The following is a 23,039-nucleotide window of genomic DNA, read 5'->3' as shown; positions in this document are numbered from 1 at the left end:
CGGATAAGATTTTTAGAGGAAACCTTATGAGATTACCAATATTCATGTAAGATACCTGGAAACTTTGATCAGGGAGAAACCACAATATTGGTTATGGTCGCACAGGAGATGGAAAAAAAAGCCGGAGATTGCAATATAAATGTACACCATGCAAAGTTCGTTGTGTAAATCATAGGAGATTTCTCTCTCGTACCTCATTCGAAATGACATGGAGTTGGTATTAGTATTCTTCAACTTTTGTACTGTTTCATGGTGTTTCATTAATTTGTGAAACAGCACCCAATAAAAAAGGAGCATTTTTTATGCTCCTTTTTATGTCAGTAAAATTTAACGGCTATACCAGATTATTTTTAATATAGTCAAAGCTCTGCTTAATACTTGCAAACGGATCGCCGGGAGTTTTATCTTGTTCAACAAAGAAATATTTCATTCCTGCTTTATCGGCATGTGTGAATATTTTCTTGAAATCAATTATGCCGTTTCCAACTTCGGTAAAGTTGGCTTTGGGTGTGTTATCCATATCCTTAACATGAAATAACGGGAACCTGCCCGGATTTTCATTAATTAACGCGATAGGATCCTGCTTAGCTTTAGTAACCCAATACAGATCCATTTCCATTTTAACCGCGTCTTTGTCTGTATTTTTCAATAGCGTTTCATAAGGATATTTTCCATCCTGCTGTATAAATTCAAAGTCATGATTATGATAGCAGAATTGTATGCCTGCTTTTTTACATTTCTCGCCAGCAGTATTAAAATCATCAGCCAGTTTTTTGTAATGGTCTAAACTACCTCTTTCCGGGTTTGAAAGATAGGCACAAACCATGTATTTCAAGCCAATTTCGTGCGCATCTTCAACAGCTTTATCCCAGCCATGCAGCATGGTACCGGGGGTGTCTTTTCCATTAGTTTGTTCTTCGCCAAGGCGATAATGGCTGCTTAACATTACCAGGCCATTTTGTTTAAGCACTTTGCTGAAGGATTTAGTATCCATACCATAAAATTTCTCATCGCCGGTATAGGTTGCGCCTTCAACAGAGTTGTAACCTACCTGCGCTACTTTTGCAAGCGCGGCGGCAGGGTCAGCCTGCATGGCATCTCTAACCGTGTATAGTTGCAGGCCTATGTATTTTTTATCATAAGCAAATAAGCGTGGTGCTGCCAAAAGCCCGGCAGAAAGCACAGCCGAGGTCTTAACGAATGAACGTCTTGATATCATAATATTTATTTTTTGGTTTAAATGGGTAGCGTAAAAGCTACACTAAGATATAATAAAACGACTGAACGTGTACTGGTTAACCGATTTATTTTTTTTATTCATATAATACCTATAAAAACAAAAGCCAATCAATTTTTGATTGGCTTTTGTTTTTATTATGCTTTACCTGATCATTATTACCGGCAATATTATTTTAGAGCTATTATGATAAACGTTAATGGTTTCTTTTACAAAGTCAGTATCCTTAGCTTTGTTAATGTCAACAAACTGCTGCGGGTTCCTGTCAGTAAGGGGGAACCAGGAGCTTTGTATCTGTATCATCAATTTATGCCCTTTTTTAAAAGTATGGGCAACATCCGGCAAAGTAAATTTCACTTGTGTAGGCTTGCCCGGTACAAATGGCTGGGGTGCCGAAAAACTGTCGCGAAACTTGCCGCGCATAATTTCTGCCCGTACCAGCATCTGGTAACCGCCCATTGGATATTTGGTAACAGGGTCAACCGGCGTATTTTCCGGGAACACATCTATCAGCTTTACTACAAAATCAGCGTCAGTACTTGATAAACTAACCAACAGGTCGGCAACTATTGGGCCGGCTAAAGTTATATCATCTGTTAATAGGCCTGTATCATAAACCAGTACATCCGCGCGGCGTGCCGCAAAGCGCTGGTCATCATCCATGTATTCGCGGGTACGCTTTGAGTGCACTTTTTCGGTATAGGGAACAGGTTTGGCCGGATCGCTAATATAGCTGTCGAATGTAGGTTTTTGAGTTGTTGAGGCCTCAAATGATAGCTTTCCATTTTCTTTCAGGTAGATGGGGGTTGGTTTAATATCAGCCAACGGCCATTGCGAAAAACTGCGCCATTTATCCTCACCCGAAAAAAAGATGGTCACTTTGCTTAAGTTGTCGGTACCTTTTCTTTTGAGGTAGTAATTAAAAAATGGCACCTCCATATCCTGGTAATAAGTTGCGGTATTGCTGCCAAACTGCACATTTCCTAAATGCGTGCCATCATTACTGGCCCATTGCCCGTGGTACCAGGGGCCAATTACCAGTTTGCTATTGGTTTGGGGGCTTTGCTTTATTAACGCTTTGTAAGTGTTCCAGGCGCCATAACCATCTTCGGCATCAAATAGTCCGCCTGTTATTAACATAGCTGGTTTTACGTCTTTCATGCCCGTCCTGGCATCGCGTGCCTTCCACCAGGCATCCAAATTTGGATGGTTCATCATATCACTCCAAAACTTCATGGTATCGCCACTCAATTTGGTAAAGTTTGGCATAGCGCCCATTTTTAAATAATAATTATAGTTATCCTGATCGGTAATACGGAACCCCCTTCGTCCTTTGGTTGAAGGCGTTCCGCTTGGCGCGCTAAAACCGCCAGCCACATGGAAATCAAAAGCATCCATCAACATTAAAACACCGTTATGATGGTCGTCGTCACCAAAAAAACGATCAGTAACCGGTGCCTGCGGACTAACCGCTTTTAAAGCCGGATGTCCGCTCAAAGCAACCATAGTAGCATAAAACCCCGGAAACGAAATACCGATAGCGCCCACATTGCCATTATTATTATCTACATTTTTTAACAGCCAGTCGATAGTGTCATAACTGTCGCTTGCCTCGTCAATATCTTTGTTGGTCTTTTTATTTGGATTTAAGGGCCTTACCACTTCAAATATACCTTCGCTCATATATTTCCCCCGGATATCCTGGTTAACCAGAACATAACCCTCTCTGCAATATTTCATCATATAACTTCGCCAGTAAGCTTTATACACGTTGCCGTAAGGTGCAATAGAATAGGGGGTGCGGGTGATTAATATAGGGTGCTTTTCTGACTGATCTTTAGGCTGGTAAATGGATGTAAAAAGCTTTACACCATCGCGCATGGGGATAGAGACCTCCTTTTTGATATAATTATTTACAAACCATGTAGAATCTGCATTTTGAGCAAAAACTCCAATAGGAAAAAAGGTAATGATAAGGAAGGCTAATTTTTTCATTGTGAAATAGAAATACGTTAAATGTAAATATATTGAATTTCAATTAGCCAGAGAAACAAAAAAACCCGATCAAATTGACCGGGTTAATGCAGTGCGGAAAATCAATTTGAATGATCCGGATTTTTTAATTCCGTTAGATTTTATTCATTAGAGCACTTTTAAGATAGCTTGCTGATAATCAATAAGCTATTAGGCGAAAAAATAATTGCTATATTATCGAATTGAGTGAACTAGTTAACTAATAAATGTTAATGATCACTTGTAATAGCCTTCTTCTTTCGCTGTTTGTTCACGCTATGGCTCCTCAGAAAGTTATAGGTAAATGAAAGACCCATATATTGTGCGTTCCTGCTGTCATTTGTACCATCAAAGAAACAATAACCCTGTGTGACCGCTATGGCTATATTTTCTGAAATATTGAAGTTAATGCTATTGCAAATCTCTGTCATCATACTTTGTTTGGCCCCAAATACATACCCGGCGCCTAAACACAAGCCCTCGGCGAACCTGCCTTTGGAAAAAATATTAATGGTCGGCCTGAACTCAATATATTGGGTGGTATCTCCGTGTAGGATATTGATCTTTCCGGTCGCCAACCCTATATCAAAAATACCGTAAGTACGGCCAAACTCTATCGTCGGCGAAAAGCGCCTGCCAAAACCACCTTTAGTGTTCACAAAAGCGTTTGTATTTATAGAAAGATAGTAATAGCGGGGTTCTTTATTTTCTTTTGTAGTATCAGATTCTGTGACCGAATCTTTGTGCATTGGTTTGGGGCCCGGATGGACGATTATCGCTCTCCCAATCGTAGGGGCTACCGATGGATTTTGTGCAAATACACAAATTGAAGATAGTATTAATATAAGGGTAAATAATTTTTCCATAATTGTTTATACAAGATTACAGCCCTTAATGTTTTATCGCCATGGACAATAAAAACAGACCTAAAGGTGTGAACGCAATTTCAGCGGAACAGTAACAAAAGTCTTCCCTCAACTTACCTTGAATTAAACCGCTGCGATCGCCACCATGCCGAGCAGGACTTTAAAACAAATGTGGAAGCAAAAAAGGAAATAGAGCAATTACTGAAGAAACTTAATTCGATTGAAATAGATAAGTTGGATAAGATCCTCGAGTTATTGCAGGAAAAAGAGGTTAAACAAAAATAGCAGGTTGATTAAAACGCTCCCTTCTAAACCCTAAAAACAAAAACCCTCTCTAAATTTCTTTAAAGAGGGTTTTCTCATTTTGTGCGGAAGAAGGGACTCGAACTCCCACGCCGTGAATTCTATAATATTATTTAATTCTCCCCCGCCCGTTCAAGCGTATTCCGATAGAATGCAAACAGCCAAGAGCGTCCGCGCTCCTGACGGGCATCGGTTAAGCGTGGGACGCTTAACCGGGCGGGGGGGGGGACATATTTTTCAGAGTAGCCAATTATAAAAGGTCTAAATGAAGTTGTGTGGCTTGTCAAGAGTTTACGCGATGCAAAGTACATACTTATACCCTTATAAGTGAAAGTATTTGCCTTGAAACTGGCGGGAGAAGTTTTATTAAAATGGGTATCGGTTAAGCATGGTTGCTTAATCGGGGAGAAAGTAAGCGGTGTGTTTCAGCTATTGGGTGAGATCAACCGCTGATATCCCTTCAAAAATATCGTAGAATCCAGCCCATAGCTGGTGTTATTCCGCCTATCAACAGACAAAGCCCGATGCTTTCACATCAGGCTTTGTACCCAGCGCCGGAGTCGAACCGGCAAGTTTATCACAAGTCTTTGAGGCTGGCATTCCTGCCAATCTCTAACTATGGGTTATCTCTTAATCTACGTATCTCTTCAAGTGCCAATACATCAATTTGATCTTTTGGGCGGTTAACTATTTTTTTATTTTCAATTAACTGGTTAATATGCAGGAACGGGACACTGACGTTTTCAATATCTGCAACCGAAGCCATTTGTAAGCATTCATCAAAAGTATAACCCTCAAGGCCCTTCATATCAATTAAAATATCTAAGCGCATGTTATTATTTAAATGAAAGTCTGTCCAGCCGGGTACAAATTGCATATGCTCCAGCATCGGGAAATCGCCCATATCACAAGCTATAAAAGCCTTACGCAACATCTGCCTGTTTGTTAAGCTATCTTTTATCCAAATATCCAGATCGCCGGTAAATCGTTGATAGCCATGTAAATTTATGGCATAACCTCCAACCAGTATATATTGTACACTGTTATCCTGAAGAGCCTTCCAGAAATTTAATATTTCTTCATCAAAAATATCCACAAATTATTTGCTGATAAAGGGTTTATGAGTTATAGTAGCCTTATTCATGGTTTGTTGAATTTTGTATAGCCGGGTAGCCATTTCAAAGCGTTCTTTATAACTTCTCTTTAACCCCTCTTTCAATAGATCAAGTTCAGCCTTATCAAATCCTTGCTTTTGTTTGTCCATGATATAATAACCTTATCAAATTTATGTAAAAGATGCGAAATAACAAAGTTGTTGTAAGCTTACCATTGTGGAGACCACTTTAATAAAAAAAGCCGTTACTTGTTCAGTAACGGCTTTTTTTGTGCGGAAGAAGGGACTCGAACCCCCACGCCGTGAAGCGCCAGATCCTAAGTCTGGTGCGGCTACCAATTACGCCACTTCCGCAGTTAGGATTTTTTAAGAGTGGCAAAGATAGATTAAATTGACAGAATATGAAAAGTAATTTATCTTTTTGTTGATTGGGTGAATGGTTTACTGGGTGAGTGGTTGAAAATGAATTAATTAATTTAACAGAAGTTAAGTGCAGAAAAAGTTATGCCCCAGCGGGGCTACCTATTTGTAGCTACATAAATATTATGTTGTATGCCCCATTAGGGGCTACCCAAATTGGAATGGGTAACCCCTGGCGGGGCACATTTTTACGTTTATTATATTGTGCTACAAATAGGTAGCCCCGATGGGGCATATTAAATTGAACTCACGTTAACTCAACTTTATTGTCTAATTATTCTTCCGACAAGTTCCGTGAAATAATCCGGCGCATGTAATAACCTGTTTCCATACCAGGAAAACAGCTCGCCATCAACCAATATTATCTGTGAATTGGGTAACATTGATTTAAACTCATCTATATGTTTTTGGGTAAACGGATAAGGTTCTGATGATAGTAATACTACATCCGGCTTTGTATCGATAAGCATTTCGGACGTTACTTCGGGATAACGGCCCTCATCGAAAGCATTTATTAAACCACATTTTTGCAGCATATCATCAATAAACGTATACTTCCCTGCTACCATGTACGGCTTGCGCCATATCAAATAAGCCACACTTAAATTTTTTGGCCGAATTGCCAACTGACTAAATAGTCGACTAACTTTTGCTGTTAATATTTGTGCTTCTTTTTGGCGATTGACCAACTCGCCTACTTTCGTTATCATATCCAAAGCTTCATCCAAATTACTAATGTCACTTATCCAAATCGGGCAAATGGTCATCAGTTCTTCTATCTGCGATTGCTCGTTTTCTTCTTTATTGGCGATGATAAGATCGGGTTTTAACTCCTTTATCAGTTTGATATTTAACTGCTTGGTACCGCCAACTTTGGTGGTGGTTTTAAATTTATTGCCGGGATGGATACAAAATTTGGTTATACCAATAACCTCTTTATCTAATCCTAAATAAAAAAGCAATTCGGTTTGTGAGGGTACTACAGAAATTATTCCTTTTGGAACTGAGGGTAAGTTTACCTCGCGGTTTAGCTGATCGTAAAATACAGCCATGATGTGTTACTGATTATATATTTGATAAACACCGGCCAATTTCCTGTTTTTACCTACCAGTACATTGGTTATTTTCTTTTCCATCATCAATATTTCCACCTGGCCAATAAACTCATCAGCATCAATAATTATTGGGTTAGCGGTCATCATATCCGTAACAGATAGTTGAGCTATATCCTGATTTTTTAACAGGGCCCTGCGCAGGTCGCCATCGGTAATAATACCTTCTATATGATCTTTAGTACCCACAATTACCATCCCTAACTTACCTTCAGACATGCTTAGCAATACATCGGTAAAAGAAGCGTCCTTGTGTATAAATGGTAAATTATCAACCCGCATCAAATCTTTTATTCTTGTTAATAATTTACGCCCCAGGCTGCCGCCGGGATGAAAGCGTGCAAAATCTTCTTCCTGAAAATTACGCGATTCCATCAATGCTATAGCCAAAGCATCGCCCATAACCAACGCTGCCGTAGTTGATGAAGTTGGCGCCAAAGCAAGCGGGCAAGCTTCGCGGGTAATTTTTATGTTTAGATGATGGTTGCTGTTTTTAGCAATAGTTGAGTTTGGATTGCCGGTAATGCTTATTATCAGGTTCTTGTTCCACTTTAAAAACGGGATAACTTTAAGCACCTCATCAGTCTCGCCCGAATAGGATATGAGTATAGCCGTATCCTGCGCACCAACAATACCCAAATCGCCATGAAATGCGTCGCCGGGATGCAAAAAGAAACCTGGCGTGCCTGTGCTTGATAAAGTAGCGGCTATTTTTTTACCGATAAGGCCCGATTTGCCCACACCAATAACTATAACTTTGCCCGTGCTATTTAATATAGCCTGTACAACAGCGGTAAAAGTATCATCAATTAAACCTGCAACCTGCTGCAATGATTCTATTTCAACATCAAAAACCCTTTTGGCAATATCTTTCATTAGTTGTGTTATACGTTTTACGCAATACGTTATTGTGTTCAGTCAGGATTTAAGGTATTGTTTGTTTCACCAATAAATCTTGTTTCATTTTGTTTCACCACTTAAAAATCAGCCAATTTGCAACAACTTGATTATCAATAAAACATATTAAAACTAGCTATAAAAATACAGACGAATAAGTTGTTACATTTTGTTACATCACTTTTTCGCAATATGCTTGTTTTCAATAAGTTAATCAAAAATCTTGTTTCACTTGTTACATTTTGTTTCACTATTTCGTGAAACAAGTTATCCTATCAACGGTTTAATTACTTCTTCCAACTCATGCAGCTTCACCATATTAGGCCCGTCGCTTAAAGCATTATCCGGATCAGGGTGCGCTTCCAAGAAATACCCATCGGCACCAAAAGCTTTGGCAGCCAAAGCCATCATAGGTACAAAGGTACGATCGCCACCAGTTTTACCCCCCGCACCGCCCGGGCGCTGTACAGAATGCGTACAGTCCATACAAACAGGATAACCAAAACCTTTCATATCATATATATTCCTAAAATCTACCGCAAGGTTATTGTAACCGTACATATTACCACGTTCGGTTAAAATTACCTGTGTATTACCTGCTTCAACAACCTTTTGAGCCGGGTAAAACATATCCTGCCCCGATAGAAACTGTGCTTTTTTAACATTTACAACCTTGCCGGTTTTTGCAGCCGCAACCAGTAAATCTGTTTGGCGGCATAAAAACGCGGGTATCTGTAAAATATCAACAACTTCGGCAGCAATGGCGGCCTGGTATGGTTCGTGTATATCGGTAGTAACGGGCAGATTAAATTTCTCTTTTATCTTCTGTAGCATTTCCATACCCTTTTCAATACCGGGTCCACGGTACGAGTGTATGGAAGTACGGTTAGCCTTATCAAAAGATGATTTAAATATTACGGTGATTGGATATTTCTGCCCTATTTGGGCAACTTTATCAGCAACGGTATAAAGCAGTTCCTGATTTTCCATTACGCACGGACCCAATATAAAAAATGGCTTCTGCTGTATCTGTTCAAACAATGTCATGCAACAAAGATGAGAAATTTTATCTTATAGACGCAAATTGCACAAATTTACAGGTACGAAATACACGAATTGATTATCTCCTCAATAATTCATGCAATTCAACTAAATTTGCAATTAAATTATTATGAATTATTTTGACTTTTACGCCATACCCGAATCATTTAACCCAGATCAGGCTTTCCTAAAAAAGAAGTTTTACGAGTTAAGTAAACAATATCATCCCGATTTTTATGCGAACGAAGATGAAGCGAAACAGCAGGAAATACTGGAGCTATCTACCTTAAATAATAAAGCATATCAAACACTTTCTAACCCTAATAAGCGGTTGGAATATATACTAAGGCTGCATGAACTTGTTTTCGAGGGGGCAAAACCACAGCTTCCCGCAGATTTTTTAATGGAGATGATGGATATTAACGAACGTTTAATGGAGGTAGATAATGCCGCAGAATTGGGGCATATAACCGCGGAAGTGCTTGCTGTTGAAAGTGATATAGATGAAGGCTTATCAGCCTTAACTAATGATTATGAGCAGTTAGATGATACTGCTAAAGAAAGCCGTTTGAATGATATTGCAAATATTTATTATCGGCAAAAATATCTGTTGCGAATTAAGGAGAGTTTAAATACATTTGCGTCCCGCTTCTGAGGACTTAAATCCACCCTCGGATAAAAGCAAGCCCAGCTGGCGGAATTGGTAGACGCGCTGGTCTCAAACACCTGTGGGAAACCGTGCCGGTTCGACTCCGGCGCTGGGTACAAAGCCTTCCTGATACATCAGGAGGGCTTTGTTGGTTATATGAGATACCTTAATTGGTATATATTATTGATAAAAGGAACATCCTTCGGGTATTGATTTTTGTGGAGAAATATCAGGTTTTTAAAGTATATTTCTATTTTGCTATAGATTAAGCAGTTAACGCGGTGTAAATGATTTTAACCTAATATTTAAATTTTGTTTTATTTAATAATGCAAATAAAATGCAATATCCAGCCATTAACAACGTATTAATATACATATAAAGTTTTTAAAAATCAAATTTTAAAAGTCAAATATCGTAATACCCCACAAAAGAAATTGTCATAAACTTAACTTAAAGTTATAAATATGTACTACTCTTTATAATATCTGCCTACCTACTGCAATTTCAGAATTTTCTTTTTTATCAAAGCCGGGTTACCGGCGTTTTAAACATGCCTGCTATTTTAGGGTATGTGTTACGTATGAATTAACAATAAATTTTTAACATATAATAATCTTCAAATTAATGGAAACACAAACAATGAAAGCAACAAATTTAAAGCTCAAGGAGTTTTTTGTTAACCAGTTAAGAGATATTTATTGGGCAGAAAAGAAGTTGTTCATCGCGCTACTTAAGCTACAGGAAGCAGCGACTACGCCGGAACTGAAAAACGCTTTCGGTCAAAACCGAAACCAGGCACAAACCCATGTTGACCGGCTTGAGCAGGTTTTTGGCATGGTCAATGAAAAAGTTAACTCCGGTAAATGCGCGGCAATCGCAGATATTGTTGATGAGGGCGTAGATATGATCGAAGAAACTAACAAAGGCTCTGTCCAAAGGGATACGGGCCTCATATTCGCCGGTAAAAAAGCCGAGCATTATAAAATAGCTACTTATGATGCGATGGTTAACCTGGCTAATAATATGGGTTACCGTCAAGCGGCTGATCTTTTAGGTGAGACATTGGCAGATGACAGGGCAGCCGATGCCCTGCTGACCCGGATCGCTGAAAAAAACATCAATTATAAATTAAATTAAGTAAGATAACCTTATTTTATTTCCTGATTAAATCGGGCAAGCCAGTATTCTGTAAGGATACTGGCTTTTCACGTTAGTCTGGATTTTGCATCATTTTAAAAAATGCACCGTAGGTTTACGTAGTATACCCTAATATCTTCAACACTTGTTTACTGTTCTGCTCCTCGCCAAAAACCTCGAAGTTAAATGTCTCATCGCGGTTGCGGCGAATAATAACATGCTTGGGCGATGGCAGCAGGCAATGGTGTATGCCGCCGTAGCCGCTTAAAACTTCCTGGTAGGCGCCGGTATTAAAAAAGCCCAGATATTGAACCTTGCGGGTCTTAGGCATAAATACGCTGTTCATGTGCGCTTCCTGGTTGTAATAGTCCTGCCCGTCGCAGGTTATACCACCAAGATTAACCCGTTCGTATTCAGAGTCCCAGTTGTTTACAGGCAACAGGATGTATTTTTGATTCAGTGCCCAAACATCAGGCAGGTTGGTAATGAAGCTGCCGTCCAGCATTAACCATTTTTCGCGATCGTTTTGTTGTTTACGGCCCAACACTTTGTATAAAATGCCCGATGCTTCGGCACAGGTATATTTACCAAACTCGGTAATAATATCAGGTTCTTCGGTATCGTTATCGGCACAGATCTCTTTAATACGACTTACAATTTCATTGATCATGTATTCGTAATCAAAATCAAATACTAAGGAGTCTTTAAATGGCATACCGCCACCAATATCCAGTGTATCTAAAGCAGGGTTGATTTTTTTGAACTTGCAGTATAGCGTAACGTATTTTTCCAGCTCGTTCCAATAATATGGCGTATCAGATATACCCGAGTTAATAAAGAAATGCAACAACTTAACCTGGAAATTAGGGTTCTGCTCTATTTTGTTGTAATAAAAATCAATAATATCCTCCATGCGGATACCCAAACGCGAGGTGTAAAACTGCGAGTCTGGCTGCTCTTCTGCAGCTATACGGATACCCAGGTTGCACGGGGTGCTCATTTCTACCTCGTCATCATACAGATTAAACTCTTCTTTGTTATCCAATACCGGGATGATGTTTTTAAAACCATCATGCAGCATATCAATAATATATTGCTTGTATTGGAAAGTTTTAAAACCGTTGCAGATAACGGTCATGTCTTTGCTTAGGGCACCTTTTTTCTCCAGCGCATCAATCATCGGCATATCAAAGGCTGATGATGTTTCCAGGTGAATCTCATTTTTCAGCGCCTCTTCTACGATATGTTTAAAGTGCGAGCTTTTGGTGCAATAGCAATATTTATAGCTGCCACGATAGTTGTTTTTAACGATAGCCTGCTGAAACAACAACTTTGCCTGCTGGATCTTTTTAGTGACCATAGGCAGGTAAGTAAACCGCAGGGGAGTGCCATACGTTTCTATCATCTCCATTAAATTCAAATCATGGAAGTATAATTCGTCGTCGATGATCTCAAATCCTTCCTGCGGGAAGCCAACACTTAAGTCAAGAAATTCCTGGTAACTCTGCATTAATTAATTTTTTGGCAAAAGTGTGATTTTAAAACGGAATAAAGCGCTATTTGTTAGTGGAAATTTTATAGTTGAATTGTAATTATTATTTCGTCATTGGTCATTAAGTCATTGGTCATTGGTTTTGGCGGGTAATATTATAGGATGATAGTTGTTCTTATGGTGTTATTTTAGGGTGAATTGAATCTAATGCGATGACAAGAAAAGCGGTTGCTTGTGTGATTCTCTCCCAATTATACGGAGGACTCCTATGGAGGAAGATGTAGGGAGGGGTGAAGGTAAATGAATTTTCGCTATCATTGTTAATGATATTATGTCAATTTACAGCAGAAGATACCTCTGCAATTATATCAGGACTGGCATTATTAGGGACAATTTACACTCTGTTCTCAACACGAAAGGATGCTGACAAAATACAAAAACAAGTAGATTCACTAGCTTCTATGGCCAAAATTTATCAAACCTCACGGCATGATGAAATAATGCCAAATTTTGTAATAGATGATTATGTATTTACCTATACAAGGAACTATATTCAGTTTAGAAATGACAGTAAGTCAAAAGCAGCCGCATATGAGTTTATAGTCCTCAAAGCGGAATTTATAAATATACATAAATTTGAAACCTTTGAACCACCTAAAAATATTGAGTGGAATACTGATAGTAAATTACACTTTACAATGAATGATGTTTTATTAGAAAAGCTACAAGGGGGGTATGTTTTCTTTGCTGAAGTGCAATTTTATAATAAAGACAAAGAGCGTTTTACACAAAAAATAGAAAAAAATATTCATAACCATAAAACATCTTATCCACCCGAATATCACTTCAAATAATATTGAAGGTTCACACAGCAGGCAAATGCACCTCTGCTATCATGCACCGGGCACTGCCGCCACCATTATTTTCAATGGTATGTATATCGGCATAAATTAACTTGCCGTATTTGGAAAGGGTTGCTTTTTGCTTATCGGTAAGTAAAGTATAGGCACTTTGCGACATTACAATTAATGTTTCATCATCCCCATTTTTTACTTCCAGCATATTGCCTGCAAAATGGTTCATTTGGTCAAAAGTTATTGGGATAAGCTCTTTGCCTGTTCTTTCAATTTGTGATATAACTATTTGTTTTTCAATATCATTATTTAGGCTATCTAAACAAATAACCGCGAATTTACTGCCGATGCACATTAACACATTGGTATGATAAATAGCCAGGCCATTTTCGTCAGTCGCAGAAAAACTTATTGATTTATAACCGGTTTGCTCACAAAATACAGCCAATACCTTTTCATCGGTTCGGGGAGATAAGCAGGCATAGACAATTTTATTCTCCCGGTCGAACACCATACTGCCGGTGCCTTCTAAAAACCTGCCTTCATGCTCAAATCGGCTCAGATCAATTATATGCTTTACCTGAAAGGTATCTTCCAACTTACTGATAATATCTTCGCGACGTTCTAAACGCCGGTTCTCGGCTTGCATTGGGTACAAAAAAACATCACCATCTTGATGAAAGGATACCCAGTTGTTTGGGAAAATAGAATCGGGGGTATGCGGTTCGGCAGTATCATCAATAATCGTTACATTGATGCCATTGTCTTTTAAAACCTTTACTAATCCATCAAACTCGGCCAAAGCATTTGCCTGTACCTGTTGCTGATCGGCATCACGGGTTTGAAAAGCGTTGCTCTCCGCAGTTTGCTCGTTAAAACCAAAGCTTACCGGGCGGATCATCAGGATGTTGTTAGTTGATTGACTCATTTGCTAATTGTCTGAACCACTGATTTATTTGATTAAATTGATTATTATGATTTATTTTTTTGGCTAATCAGCGAAATCCAAAAATCAAATAAATCAGCGGTTCAGACTATCCCTTTGTAATGGCATACTCATACAATGGAAACCACCGCGAGCCCTTGAAAGTTCTGCCGAAGGCATTAAAATCAGGGTATCCTTCATGCTTTGCGGGTCAAGCTCGTCGTTTTCAAACTTCCTGAGCAGCTCTTTAACCTTTATTACCTGGAAACCGTTCTTTTTAAATGCCTCAATGGTTTTATCATTACGGTCATAGCCTAAAACAACACCTTCTTTAATAGCTAACAGGTTACAAGAATCGGTCCATTGTTCGCGGGCATCATAGGGAAAAGTATCATTGCCCGAATATATGAAAGTTGTTTTCTCTTTGCTTTGCAGGTCATTTTCACTAATATCTGTAAGCAAATCTTCTAAACAATTAAATGTGCGTGGCTTTTTCTTTCCTTTTTCAAACTGTATAATATCTGTTCTGTCTTTATCCTTTTGTTTTTTGTCAGCGAACCATGCCATGGGCTCACTATCTTCAACCGGGTTTTGTGATACCCCCAGCGAATGCAACAGCACCCAAACATTGCGTTTCACTTGCGTAAATACCGTATCTATATGCATATAATCCCGCTTATGCGGAATTTTAACTACTGTTATTTTTTTAACCACATCATTTGCAAACAGCAACTTAATGGCCTCATTGGCCCCGCTGTTTGAGGTGCGTTCGCTGCAGCCAATTATTAAGTGCTCCGGGCTTATCATCATTACATCGCCGCCTTCTAAGGTGGTTTTCTCATCCTGGTCTTCACCGGGGCGTAAAAACTGTTGTACCGTTTCGGGTATTTCTAAAATATTATCGCGGTAAGCAGCAAACAGCGAGTGGTTAAAGAAAATATACCTTGCTAATAAAGTTTCGCGCGCCCTTGCTTTTTTTGCCGGTTTATTAAGCAGCATATAGTTATTTATAGCTATGCCTATATCCCGCGAAAAAATTAAATTAGGAATAGGAGCGAATATCATCTCATTGCTGTTTAATGAGCCCGATATGAATATTTTAGCCAGCTCAACCGGGGCGGTATCTGTTAATGTTTGCTGCAAGCGGTAGTTGCAGCTTTCTATAGCGCAAACAGAGGCCACCAGTTTATTGCGGATGTCTTCATCTTCTAAAATATCAGCCAGCAGGCTTTGTATCTCAATAACTTTGTTTGATGCGTGGAAGCTTTTATTATCGGGCTTATAAAAATCGCGGTTGTTTTCTTTTGAATCAATGTCTTTCAGCTTACCTTTTATTTTGGCAGGATCAAGAAAGAACAACAGCAGTTTAACATAATAGTCGTACTCGTTTTTGCGCATACTATCCAGGTGCACAATATCCTCAAACAGCCAATCCTGCGCCTTTGAGGGCACTACACGGCCCAATCCGTTATCGGGGCTATGGATCAATAGGGAACGCAGGTTTCCAATTTCAGAACTTACATCTATTTTAAAATTGTTATTATGTAGTATCATGGATAGTTTTTAGCTATACAAAGCTATTTAGAATTATCTGGATATTTTAAACTGAAAAAATAGTCTTTTTTAAACAAGACATTTAATTCCTAATTAAAATATTATAGCTTTAGGAGCCATAACCAATAATGCCTATTTAATAAGTTTAATACTTGATAGTGAAATTTAAATGAATTATTTACTTTCGTTTTTACATGCCTGCGGCTATCTTCATATAGCCCGCTTGTTTTAGCAACTTGAGTTAATTATTCATCGTTGCTTAATACGCGTATTTCGGTTCGCCTGTTTATTTGGTGTTCTGCTTCGGTACAGTACTCACCTTTGGCGCATTTATTTAGCAAATGAGTATCACCATAACCTTTAGCTACCAATCTATTAGGGACAATGCCGTGTTTAACCAAATAAGCAACTGTAGCGGCTGCTCTGCGATTAGATAAAGCCATATTATAAGATGAAGCAGAGCGCGAATCTGTGTGCGCGCTTACCTCTATACGCAAAGAGGGGTGTTGTTTTAAAATTAAAACCAATTTATCAAGCTCGACTGCTGCATCCGGGCGAACATCAGCCTTGTTAACATCATAATAAATATTATTAACAATAAATTTTTCACCTTTTTTTAATACGCTTGTAGATGTTAGCACCGGTGGTTTTGTAATTGCAACAAGAGGGGCAGTGTTTTTAGACGATGCCGCAGATATATTAAGCGGGCGCTTATAGCTGCTATCATAACTAAAGCTATAAATATCATCATTACCCGTTCCGCCATCGCGGTTTGATGAAAAATATCCGCTTAAGCTATCGCGGGTTATATAAGAAAAATCATCACTGGTGCTGTTAACAGGATATTTTAAATTCTCGGGCTTACTCCATTTTGATCTTTCACCTTTTACTTTGTAAATATCATAGCCGCCCATGCCCGGTAAACCCGTTGATGAATAATACAAGGCGCCATCGCCACTTATAGTAGGGAAGGCTTCATCTTCATCAGTATTTATTAGATTACCACAATTAACAGGCTTATCCCATGTGCCATTTGCTAATTTTTCGCAATACCATATATCTGTTTTACCTTCTCCACCTGGCATGTCTGATGTAAAGTATATTATATTTCCATTTTTTGATAAGGTAGCATGACCTATAGAATACTCCTTTATATTATTGTACTGGAAACTTTTAAAGTTATTCCATTGATCATTTGTTTTGGTAGCTATAATTAACTGCAGGCGACGAGTATATAATTGCTGGGTATTGCCTTTAGTTCTTTTATCAATAGCTAACTGATCTTTAGGAACTGTTGTAGTTATGGTAATATATGCGGTGTCTCCCGCGGTATTAAAGGCTATTGGCCCAATATGATAATTGGCAGCAAATAAGGGGTTATCTTTTGTTTTTAATAGGAAAGGGATCACCTGTTCACCACTTGAGTAGTATAAATTAAAGTAACCGTCGCCATTACGACTGTAAGTATCCTTTTGTTTATCGCTTACTTTACGATCTGATGTAAAAACAAACTCTGTTTTGCCATAATAATTTAGGCCCCAATCAGAATATTTACTATTGTATTTTTGTTCGTTTTTTATAGTAAACGCGTTAGTGGGCGATTGCATCCATTTTTCAGCCGAATCACACGTAGCCTGTTTAAATTTAAGCTTAGTTGTGTTGCTTGTTTTATCGTAATACAATTTAAACTGCTCCCTGGCTTCCTTTATATTTTTATTATGTAATAATGTTTCGGCATAATAATAAGTATCGATTAAGGATGCCTTAGGGTAGGTTATAGCCTTTTTATACCATATTTCGGCATTTTCGTAATTATTCATCAAACGATAACAATCTGCAACGCGCTCAACTACTTGTAGTTTAGGGTTGTTTCTTTCAGCAAGTACAAGGTATATGTTCAGGCTTTTAAAATATTCGTAACGTTCAAAAAGAATATCAGCAATTTCCTTTTTGGTAAGCGCTTCCTGTGCTATTGCCTGTATTATTAGACCATTCAATAATAGGATAAGGATGATTATCTTTTTCATGATCATTTAAAAAAAACGTGGACTTAATACTCTTTCCCTACTTCTTCCAAAACTTAAACTAAATGACAGCTCGTGCGAACCGCTTTGATAACCGGGAAGTTCGGTGGTAACAAAATCATACGAATAGCCAATGCGACAGCGTGGTGTTACATTTACAGCAACACTGGCTGTAAGGGCAGCTGTTCTGTTTAAAACAACCGGTAAATCCGTCTTATTCAATAATAGTACGCCCGAGCTGTAAGCTGCCCCAACCCATAATACTTTGTTAAAAACTAAATAACTGGCTACATCCATGTTGGTAGGTCCTTTAAGATCTTCTTTAAACATTACTGATGGTTTCAGGCTAATTTCTGGTGTTAATGGTAAAATCAACCCACCCGTTGCATAGTAAGTTCTTACCGGCATAATGAATATCGAATTTGGATCCGACCCAACCTGGGGCAGCAAATTAAGTGCAGATACTCCAATATACATTAATGGTGTATAATAATAAATGCCCGCTCTAAAATCGGGCAAAAATTTATTTTGTATACCTGTAGGAATAGAAGGATCAGTTGTACTAGCAGGATTAAATAGCGAACCATCGATACTATATTGAATAGCACCTGCAGCTATACCAAAACATAAACGTTGTGAGTCTTCTTCATTTAGCCGTAATCGGTACGCATAGTTAATATATACTGATGAATTATTTTCGGGGCCAAGCCTGTCATTATTAACAAGAAAGCCTAAACCAACATTTTTTGTATCGTCATTTGTTACCCCATCTATTGATAGGCTATTGGTTTTTGGGGCGCCATCTACACCTGCCCATTGCAAGCGGCTAGCCAAGTTTAATGTCCAATCTTCTTTATAGCCTGCATAAGCAGGATTTACAGCTAAACCATTAAACATGTATTGGCTATATTGTAAGGTTTGCTGGGCAAAGCTTTTAGTAAAACCAAAAAGCATTAATAGCAAAGTATATTTTCTCACGCTTCTAATCCTCATCGTTTTAAATATATCCAACCTTTAAAAGTTGTAAAAGCACCTGTTTTTTCTTTCCTGTTAAGGATATAAAAATAAGTGCCTTCTGCCAGCCCTTTACCATCCCACGTATTTGCGTAATTTTCTGATCGGTAAACTTCATTACCCCACCTGTTATATACCAGGAACTGGCTGCCGGGATAAAGCGTTATCCCCGCTATTTCGTAAACATCATTTTGTCCATCACCATTTGGAGTAAAAATATTTGGCGTAGATAAATTAGCCGTAATTGCTTTAACAGCAACAGTATCTGCGCAGCCATTAGCGTTAGTAAAAATAAAATTATATATACCTATAGTTGTTAAGCCGGTTATTGTAGTAGTGGTGCTTGCCGGTGCATTTATATTTGCTATAGCGGGCGTAATACCTAATTGTGTCCAAGTACCGTTTGTATTAGCAGTAAGTGTTGCTGTTGTGTTTACTTCGACTATCTGGTCGGGTCCGGCATTTGGGGCTGCAAGTAGCGGGAGGATATTTGTTTGAATATTATTACAGCCGGTGCCAGACGGTGAAGAATTACATTCTGCCAACGGATCAGAAGGGATAGCGCTATCAGGATTGGTGGCATCGGGGTCAGTAACATCCGCCGGACGTAAAATGGCGGCAGTTACGCTTAAATCATTACTAGCTGGCAAAGCAGTTACGGTTCCGGTAACAAAAAAAGTTCTGGTTGCTCCATTTGTCATATTCAGTGTAGCCGTATATAAATTTGCCGTTGTTGTTTCGGCAATTACACTGGCAGTACCTGCGGTTTGCGTGCTTGTTACCACAAGCCCTGACAGCTCATTTGGAAACGTAAACGAAAAAATAGCACCGCTAACGTCACTTGGGCCGTTATTTTTTACCAATACGGTATAGTTTACTTTTTGACCAACGCATCCACCCGTGGAACTAGATGTTAAATTTACTACTTCCAGGTCTGCTTCCTGTACTATAAAATTTATAGTTGCTGTTAGGGGTGGGCTGGTTACATACGACCAGGTATCTATGCTTTTGTTGTTGCCAAAATCGATATCGGCATTAGGATCAATTGTTGGGCTTCCCCATTTATGACCATTTATTAAACTATTAATACCGGTTAAGTTTTGCACCGGGTTTGAAGGGGTGCCTGATACGGTTAGCTGGCTATCATCCCAATATACTGTATAGTCAGGAGAACCAGCACCGCTTGTTCGGGTTAGTTTAATACCGTTAACATTCCTTTCCACATCAAAAAACGGGAAGTGAACCTCTGCGCTATATAATGATAAACTTATATTTGTCGTATAGCTTACTGTACTTGCCGGTACTTTATTGCCTAATCCATCTAGTCCATCCCAACTAACCTGGTTGGGACCTGTGTTAACAATGCCGGTTAGTTTGCGGTCAATAGCATCAGTAAAAGTTCCGTTATGGTCAACATCAATTGTAATTGTATAACTGCCGTTGCTTGTAGCTGTAAAACTAATAGTGCCACCTAATGGCGATGTGCCCGTTTTACCAATAGTTCCTTCATTTCCTGTAAAACTAGTAGCGCTGATACTTGGCACAAACGGAGGATTTATTAGCCATGTACTACCTCCACCAGGCGTGCTTGCAGTTGCGGGAAGATCAGCAGCCGGTGCATTGAAAAATATTTTGTCGGTAATATCTGTTTGTGTATCCGCAGCCCTCGGATCTTGTACGTTTGGAGTATTGGTGCTGTTAATACTTAAATAACTTGGTTTTCCACCGCCGTTCCTAAAACCTTTATTATTTACAAAAAACGAAAACCCATTTCCTGCTTGCCCGTTGTTATCCAGATCATAGCTATAACCATCTTGTGTGAGAATATGCATTATGGCATTAAAGCCACCGTTATAAGCACTTATTATACCGCAAAAAATATTAGTAAATACACGGCCGGTTAAGAAAGACGAATTACTTGCATCGCGTACTGATATATCAAATGCAGCTATATATTGGCCTGAAGGTTGAACCCAATTGCCATTTGCAGCAATAGCGACAGGGTTTGACTCTGGATCATTTCCATTACTGGGCCCTATAAAATCAATTTCCCAAATACCTGCCTGGGCGGCTGTAGCCACACGCGTATAGGGGGTGTATCCTCCAACATTAGGTTGCGGACCGGCCAATTCCTGGCCGCGGTCATTAATTAAACCTATAGTTGTTGATGTGCCACTGGTATAAGTATTGCCGTCAGGCGCTCTTAAGTTAATAGTTCCTGAGCCTATGCCTTGTGCACTTGATCCTATATATAAAGTTTCACCCGCTTTAACATAAACCTTCATTGTGCCAAAAGTAGGAAAGGGAAACGCTAAGCTACCGGTGTTGCTTGAAAACAGGAAAGCACGATTGCCGCCATTTGCAGAGAGTTCTTTACTTCCTTCAGCCAAAATGGCCTGAGGTAAAAATAACAATAAAAGCAGATAACTATAAAGAGACCAATTCCTTACCGAAAAACTTAACCGGGTTGTGAAAATATATAATATGTAGGCAGGTTGCTGTTGCCGCATTTGTAAAGGCTTAGATAGATTTATAAATTTTAATAAATAATTACAACATCATTTTATATTAATTCTTAACCAATTCAGCCTCAATAAATTGATTATGCAATGAAAGCATTTTCCTAAATCGACAACAATTGAATCTGCTTTTATTCAATTTCCGTTACTAAAAGCAGAAGCGTATTCACATTTAAAAATCACTAAAATAAAGGTAATATGTGGCTACAATGATAATAAAAGCTGGTGGTAATAATATTTATTTTACCATTTGAGTGCGTACCCACTTATTATTATTCTGCTTATACGTAATGAAAAGTAATTTAGTTTGACTTATTTAATGTAATAAAGGCTGGTTATTGGAAATTTGATCGGCCTATATTACATTAAATAAGTCAAGTGGTATTATCTCCAATAGCCTCTGTGCCATGCATAACCACTTGGGCCGGGATGCCAACTGCCTCTAACCCAAACCCGGCCGTTGCGTGGTCTTTCCCAATGACCGCCTATATAAGAGTATCTGCCGTTGTTCCATTCCCATTCGCCGTCAATCCAAACAGCACTGTTATAGGGTGATGCAGGCCTAATATAATAAGGTTCTGCCGGGCGTGTTCTAACATAATAATAACCACCGTAGCACGAGGCTAAAAGGCTACCGAATAAAGCTAATAATATTCCGGTTTTTGCTAAAGTTTTCATTTGTCATCAATTTTTATTTTTGACAAATAATTTTTTAAAAAGTTTAAATATTGGTTTTTCTAAATTTATCGGCTACTATTAATTCCTTGCTTCCGGCAGTATATTTATAAAATCCACTACCTGATTTTATACCCAAACAGCCTGCAGAAACCAACTCTGTAAGCAGCGGGCATGGCGTATATTTTTCATTGTTAAAACCGGCATATAGTACATTTAATATAGCCAAACATACATCAAGGCCAATAAAATCAGCAAGTTGCAAAGGGCCCATGGGATGAGACATGCCTAATTTCATTACAGTATCTATTTCTTCAACACCGGTAATTCCTTCATGCAAGGTGTATATTGCTTCATTTATCATAGGCATTAAAATTCTATTTGCCACAAACCCGGGTGCATCATTTACTTCAACCGGAATTTTATCCAGGTGTTTAGAAAGCTCCATAATGGTAAGGGTAACTTTATCGGTGGTTTCCGTCCCCCTGATTACTTCAACCAGTTTCATTAATGGTACCGGATTCATAAAATGCATGCCTATTACATTACCTGGTTTTTTTGTAACCGCAGCTATTTCTGTAATAGATATAGAAGAAGTGTTAGATGCCAGTATAGTATGTGCCGCACATAAGTCGCCTAACTGCTTAAATAAATTCAATTTAACATCACGGTTCTCTGTTGCCGCTTCAACAACCAGGTCGGCGTTTGCAGCGCCAGATTTTATATCTGTATAGATTTTAATATTATTTAAAGTATTTATTTTTGCCTGTTCATCAATAGTGCCTTTTTTTACCTGTTTATCTAAATTATTACCTATGGTTTGCAGTGCAAGCTGTAACGCATCCTTATTAATATCAACCAATGCAACACTAAAACCATATTGTGCAAATGTATGGGCTATGCCATTACCCATTGTTCCCGAGCCTATTACTGTTATATTTCTCATAATTACAAAACATCCTCTGTATCAAAACTGTTACTTTTTGTATTACCTAATGCTTATGTTTAACTATCTAAACCGTTATACTATCATAAATATTATAGTTTATATTTGTATACATCAATTATAAACATATGAAATCCAATTTAAAAACTATTGCCGCACTATTCGTGTTTAGTGTTGTGGCTACAGTAGCAAAAGCTCAACTTACAAGTTCTTATAATCATGGGTCTAGTTCTGGTGCAATGGTAG

19 protein-coding genes and 2 tRNA genes are annotated in these 23,039 nt (G+C 38.6%); 4 read left to right on the top strand and 17 right to left on the bottom strand.

Translation table 11 applies throughout. The annotated features are described in order from the left end of the window. Window positions 1–334: 334 nt before the first annotated feature. The 9 genes from JWP71_RS09500 to kdsA form a co-directional block, all read right to left on the bottom strand. Complete coding sequence (locus JWP71_RS09500) at window positions 335–1,219, bottom strand: TIM barrel protein (protein ID WP_299499061.1); 885 nt, start codon at window positions 1,217–1,219, stop codon at window positions 335–337. Between the two features lie 162 nt (window positions 1,220–1,381). Beyond that, window positions 1,382–3,232: a CocE/NonD family hydrolase gene (locus tag JWP71_RS09495; protein WP_299499059.1), complete on the bottom strand. Its 1,851-nt coding sequence runs from the start codon at window positions 3,230–3,232 to the stop codon at window positions 1,382–1,384. A 248-nt stretch (window positions 3,233–3,480) separates the two neighbouring features. Then, complete coding sequence (locus tag JWP71_RS09490) at window positions 3,481–4,116, bottom strand: hypothetical protein (RefSeq protein WP_299499057.1); 636 nt, start codon at window positions 4,114–4,116, stop codon at window positions 3,481–3,483. Between the two features lie 919 nt (window positions 4,117–5,035). Further along, the gene (locus JWP71_RS09485; RefSeq protein ID WP_299499054.1) at window positions 5,036–5,515 is read right to left on the bottom strand and encodes a hypothetical protein; all 480 of its coding nucleotides are present in this window, start codon (window positions 5,513–5,515) and stop codon (window positions 5,036–5,038) included. Between the two features lie 3 nt (window positions 5,516–5,518). Further along, complete coding sequence (locus tag JWP71_RS09480; RefSeq protein WP_299499051.1) at window positions 5,519–5,683, bottom strand: hypothetical protein; 165 nt, start codon at window positions 5,681–5,683, stop codon at window positions 5,519–5,521. Between the two features lie 122 nt (window positions 5,684–5,805). Continuing rightward, window positions 5,806–5,887, bottom strand: a tRNA-Leu gene (locus JWP71_RS09475). Between the two features lie 329 nt (window positions 5,888–6,216). Beyond that, on the bottom strand, window positions 6,217–7,005 hold the full coding sequence (locus JWP71_RS09470; RefSeq protein ID WP_299499049.1) for a helical backbone metal receptor: 789 nt from the start codon (window positions 7,003–7,005) through the stop codon (window positions 6,217–6,219). Window positions 7,006–7,011: 6 nt separating this feature from the next. Further along, complete coding sequence (locus JWP71_RS09465; protein WP_299499047.1) at window positions 7,012–7,941, bottom strand: KpsF/GutQ family sugar-phosphate isomerase; 930 nt, start codon at window positions 7,939–7,941, stop codon at window positions 7,012–7,014. 288 nt (window positions 7,942–8,229) lie between these two features. Further along, window positions 8,230–9,009 (bottom strand): 3-deoxy-8-phosphooctulonate synthase, encoded by a 780-nt coding sequence (gene kdsA / locus JWP71_RS09460; RefSeq protein ID WP_299499045.1) that lies wholly within the window; start codon window positions 9,007–9,009, stop codon window positions 8,230–8,232. Window positions 9,010–9,133: 124 nt separating this feature from the next. Between kdsA and hscB the strand changes: the two genes are divergently transcribed. The 3 genes from hscB (at window position 9,134) to JWP71_RS09445 (ending at window position 10,790) form a co-directional block, all read left to right on the top strand. Further along, window positions 9,134–9,658 (top strand): Fe-S protein assembly co-chaperone HscB, encoded by a 525-nt coding sequence (hscB, locus tag JWP71_RS09455; RefSeq protein ID WP_299499042.1) that lies wholly within the window; start codon window positions 9,134–9,136, stop codon window positions 9,656–9,658. Between the two features lie 30 nt (window positions 9,659–9,688). Next, window positions 9,689–9,768, top strand: a tRNA-Leu gene (locus JWP71_RS09450). Between the two features lie 509 nt (window positions 9,769–10,277). After that, window positions 10,278–10,790 (top strand): DUF892 family protein, encoded by a 513-nt coding sequence (locus tag JWP71_RS09445; RefSeq protein WP_299499039.1) that lies wholly within the window; start codon window positions 10,278–10,280, stop codon window positions 10,788–10,790. 115 nt (window positions 10,791–10,905) lie between these two features. Here JWP71_RS09445 and JWP71_RS09440 read toward each other — a convergent pair whose 3' ends face one another. Beyond that, window positions 10,906–12,300, bottom strand: coding sequence for an arginine decarboxylase (locus tag JWP71_RS09440; protein ID WP_299499037.1), 1,395 nt, complete (start codon window positions 12,298–12,300; stop codon window positions 10,906–10,908). A 272-nt stretch (window positions 12,301–12,572) separates the two neighbouring features. Here JWP71_RS09440 and JWP71_RS09435 point away from each other — a divergent pair, with 272 nt between their 5' ends. Next, window positions 12,573–13,136 carry a hypothetical protein gene (locus tag JWP71_RS09435; protein ID WP_299499034.1) on the top strand — a complete coding sequence of 188 codons (564 nt, stop codon included), beginning with the start codon at window positions 12,573–12,575 and terminating at the stop codon, window positions 13,134–13,136. 10 nt (window positions 13,137–13,146) lie between these two features. Here the strand turns inward: JWP71_RS09435 and ctlX are convergent, their stop codons facing one another. The 7 genes from ctlX to JWP71_RS09400 all read right to left on the bottom strand — a co-directional run bounded on the left by ctlX (window position 13,147) and on the right by JWP71_RS09400 (window position 22,793). Further along, on the bottom strand, window positions 13,147–14,064 hold the full coding sequence (ctlX, locus tag JWP71_RS09430; RefSeq protein ID WP_299499031.1) for a citrulline utilization hydrolase CtlX: 918 nt from the start codon (window positions 14,062–14,064) through the stop codon (window positions 13,147–13,149). Window positions 14,065–14,157: 93 nt separating this feature from the next. Beyond that, window positions 14,158–15,615, bottom strand: coding sequence for an arginine deiminase family protein (locus tag JWP71_RS09425; protein WP_299499028.1), 1,458 nt, complete (start codon window positions 15,613–15,615; stop codon window positions 14,158–14,160). Window positions 15,616–15,860: 245 nt separating this feature from the next. Next, window positions 15,861–17,642 (bottom strand): OmpA family protein, encoded by a 1,782-nt coding sequence (locus JWP71_RS09420; protein WP_299499025.1) that lies wholly within the window; start codon window positions 17,640–17,642, stop codon window positions 15,861–15,863. A gap of 6 nt (window positions 17,643–17,648) precedes the next feature. Beyond that, window positions 17,649–18,632 (bottom strand): type IX secretion system membrane protein PorP/SprF, encoded by a 984-nt coding sequence (locus JWP71_RS09415; RefSeq protein WP_299499022.1) that lies wholly within the window; start codon window positions 18,630–18,632, stop codon window positions 17,649–17,651. Beyond that, complete coding sequence (locus JWP71_RS09410) at window positions 18,629–21,043, bottom strand: gliding motility-associated C-terminal domain-containing protein (RefSeq protein ID WP_299499019.1); 2,415 nt, start codon at window positions 21,041–21,043, stop codon at window positions 18,629–18,631. Before JWP71_RS09410 ends, JWP71_RS09415 begins: the two co-directional genes overlap by 4 nt. Before the next feature lie 513 nt (window positions 21,044–21,556). Next, window positions 21,557–21,850 (bottom strand): hypothetical protein, encoded by a 294-nt coding sequence (locus JWP71_RS09405; protein ID WP_299499016.1) that lies wholly within the window; start codon window positions 21,848–21,850, stop codon window positions 21,557–21,559. A 43-nt stretch (window positions 21,851–21,893) separates the two neighbouring features. Next, window positions 21,894–22,793 (bottom strand): 3-hydroxybutyryl-CoA dehydrogenase, encoded by a 900-nt coding sequence (locus JWP71_RS09400; protein ID WP_299499013.1) that lies wholly within the window; start codon window positions 22,791–22,793, stop codon window positions 21,894–21,896. Between the last annotated feature and the right edge of the window lie 246 nt (window positions 22,794–23,039).

Source organism: Mucilaginibacter sp., assembly GCF_028287845.1.
Taxonomy (GTDB): domain Bacteria; phylum Bacteroidota; class Bacteroidia; order Sphingobacteriales; family Sphingobacteriaceae; genus Mucilaginibacter.
Note: the sequence above shows the minus strand (reverse complement) of the source record. Positions and strands in the feature narration are given on the sequence as shown.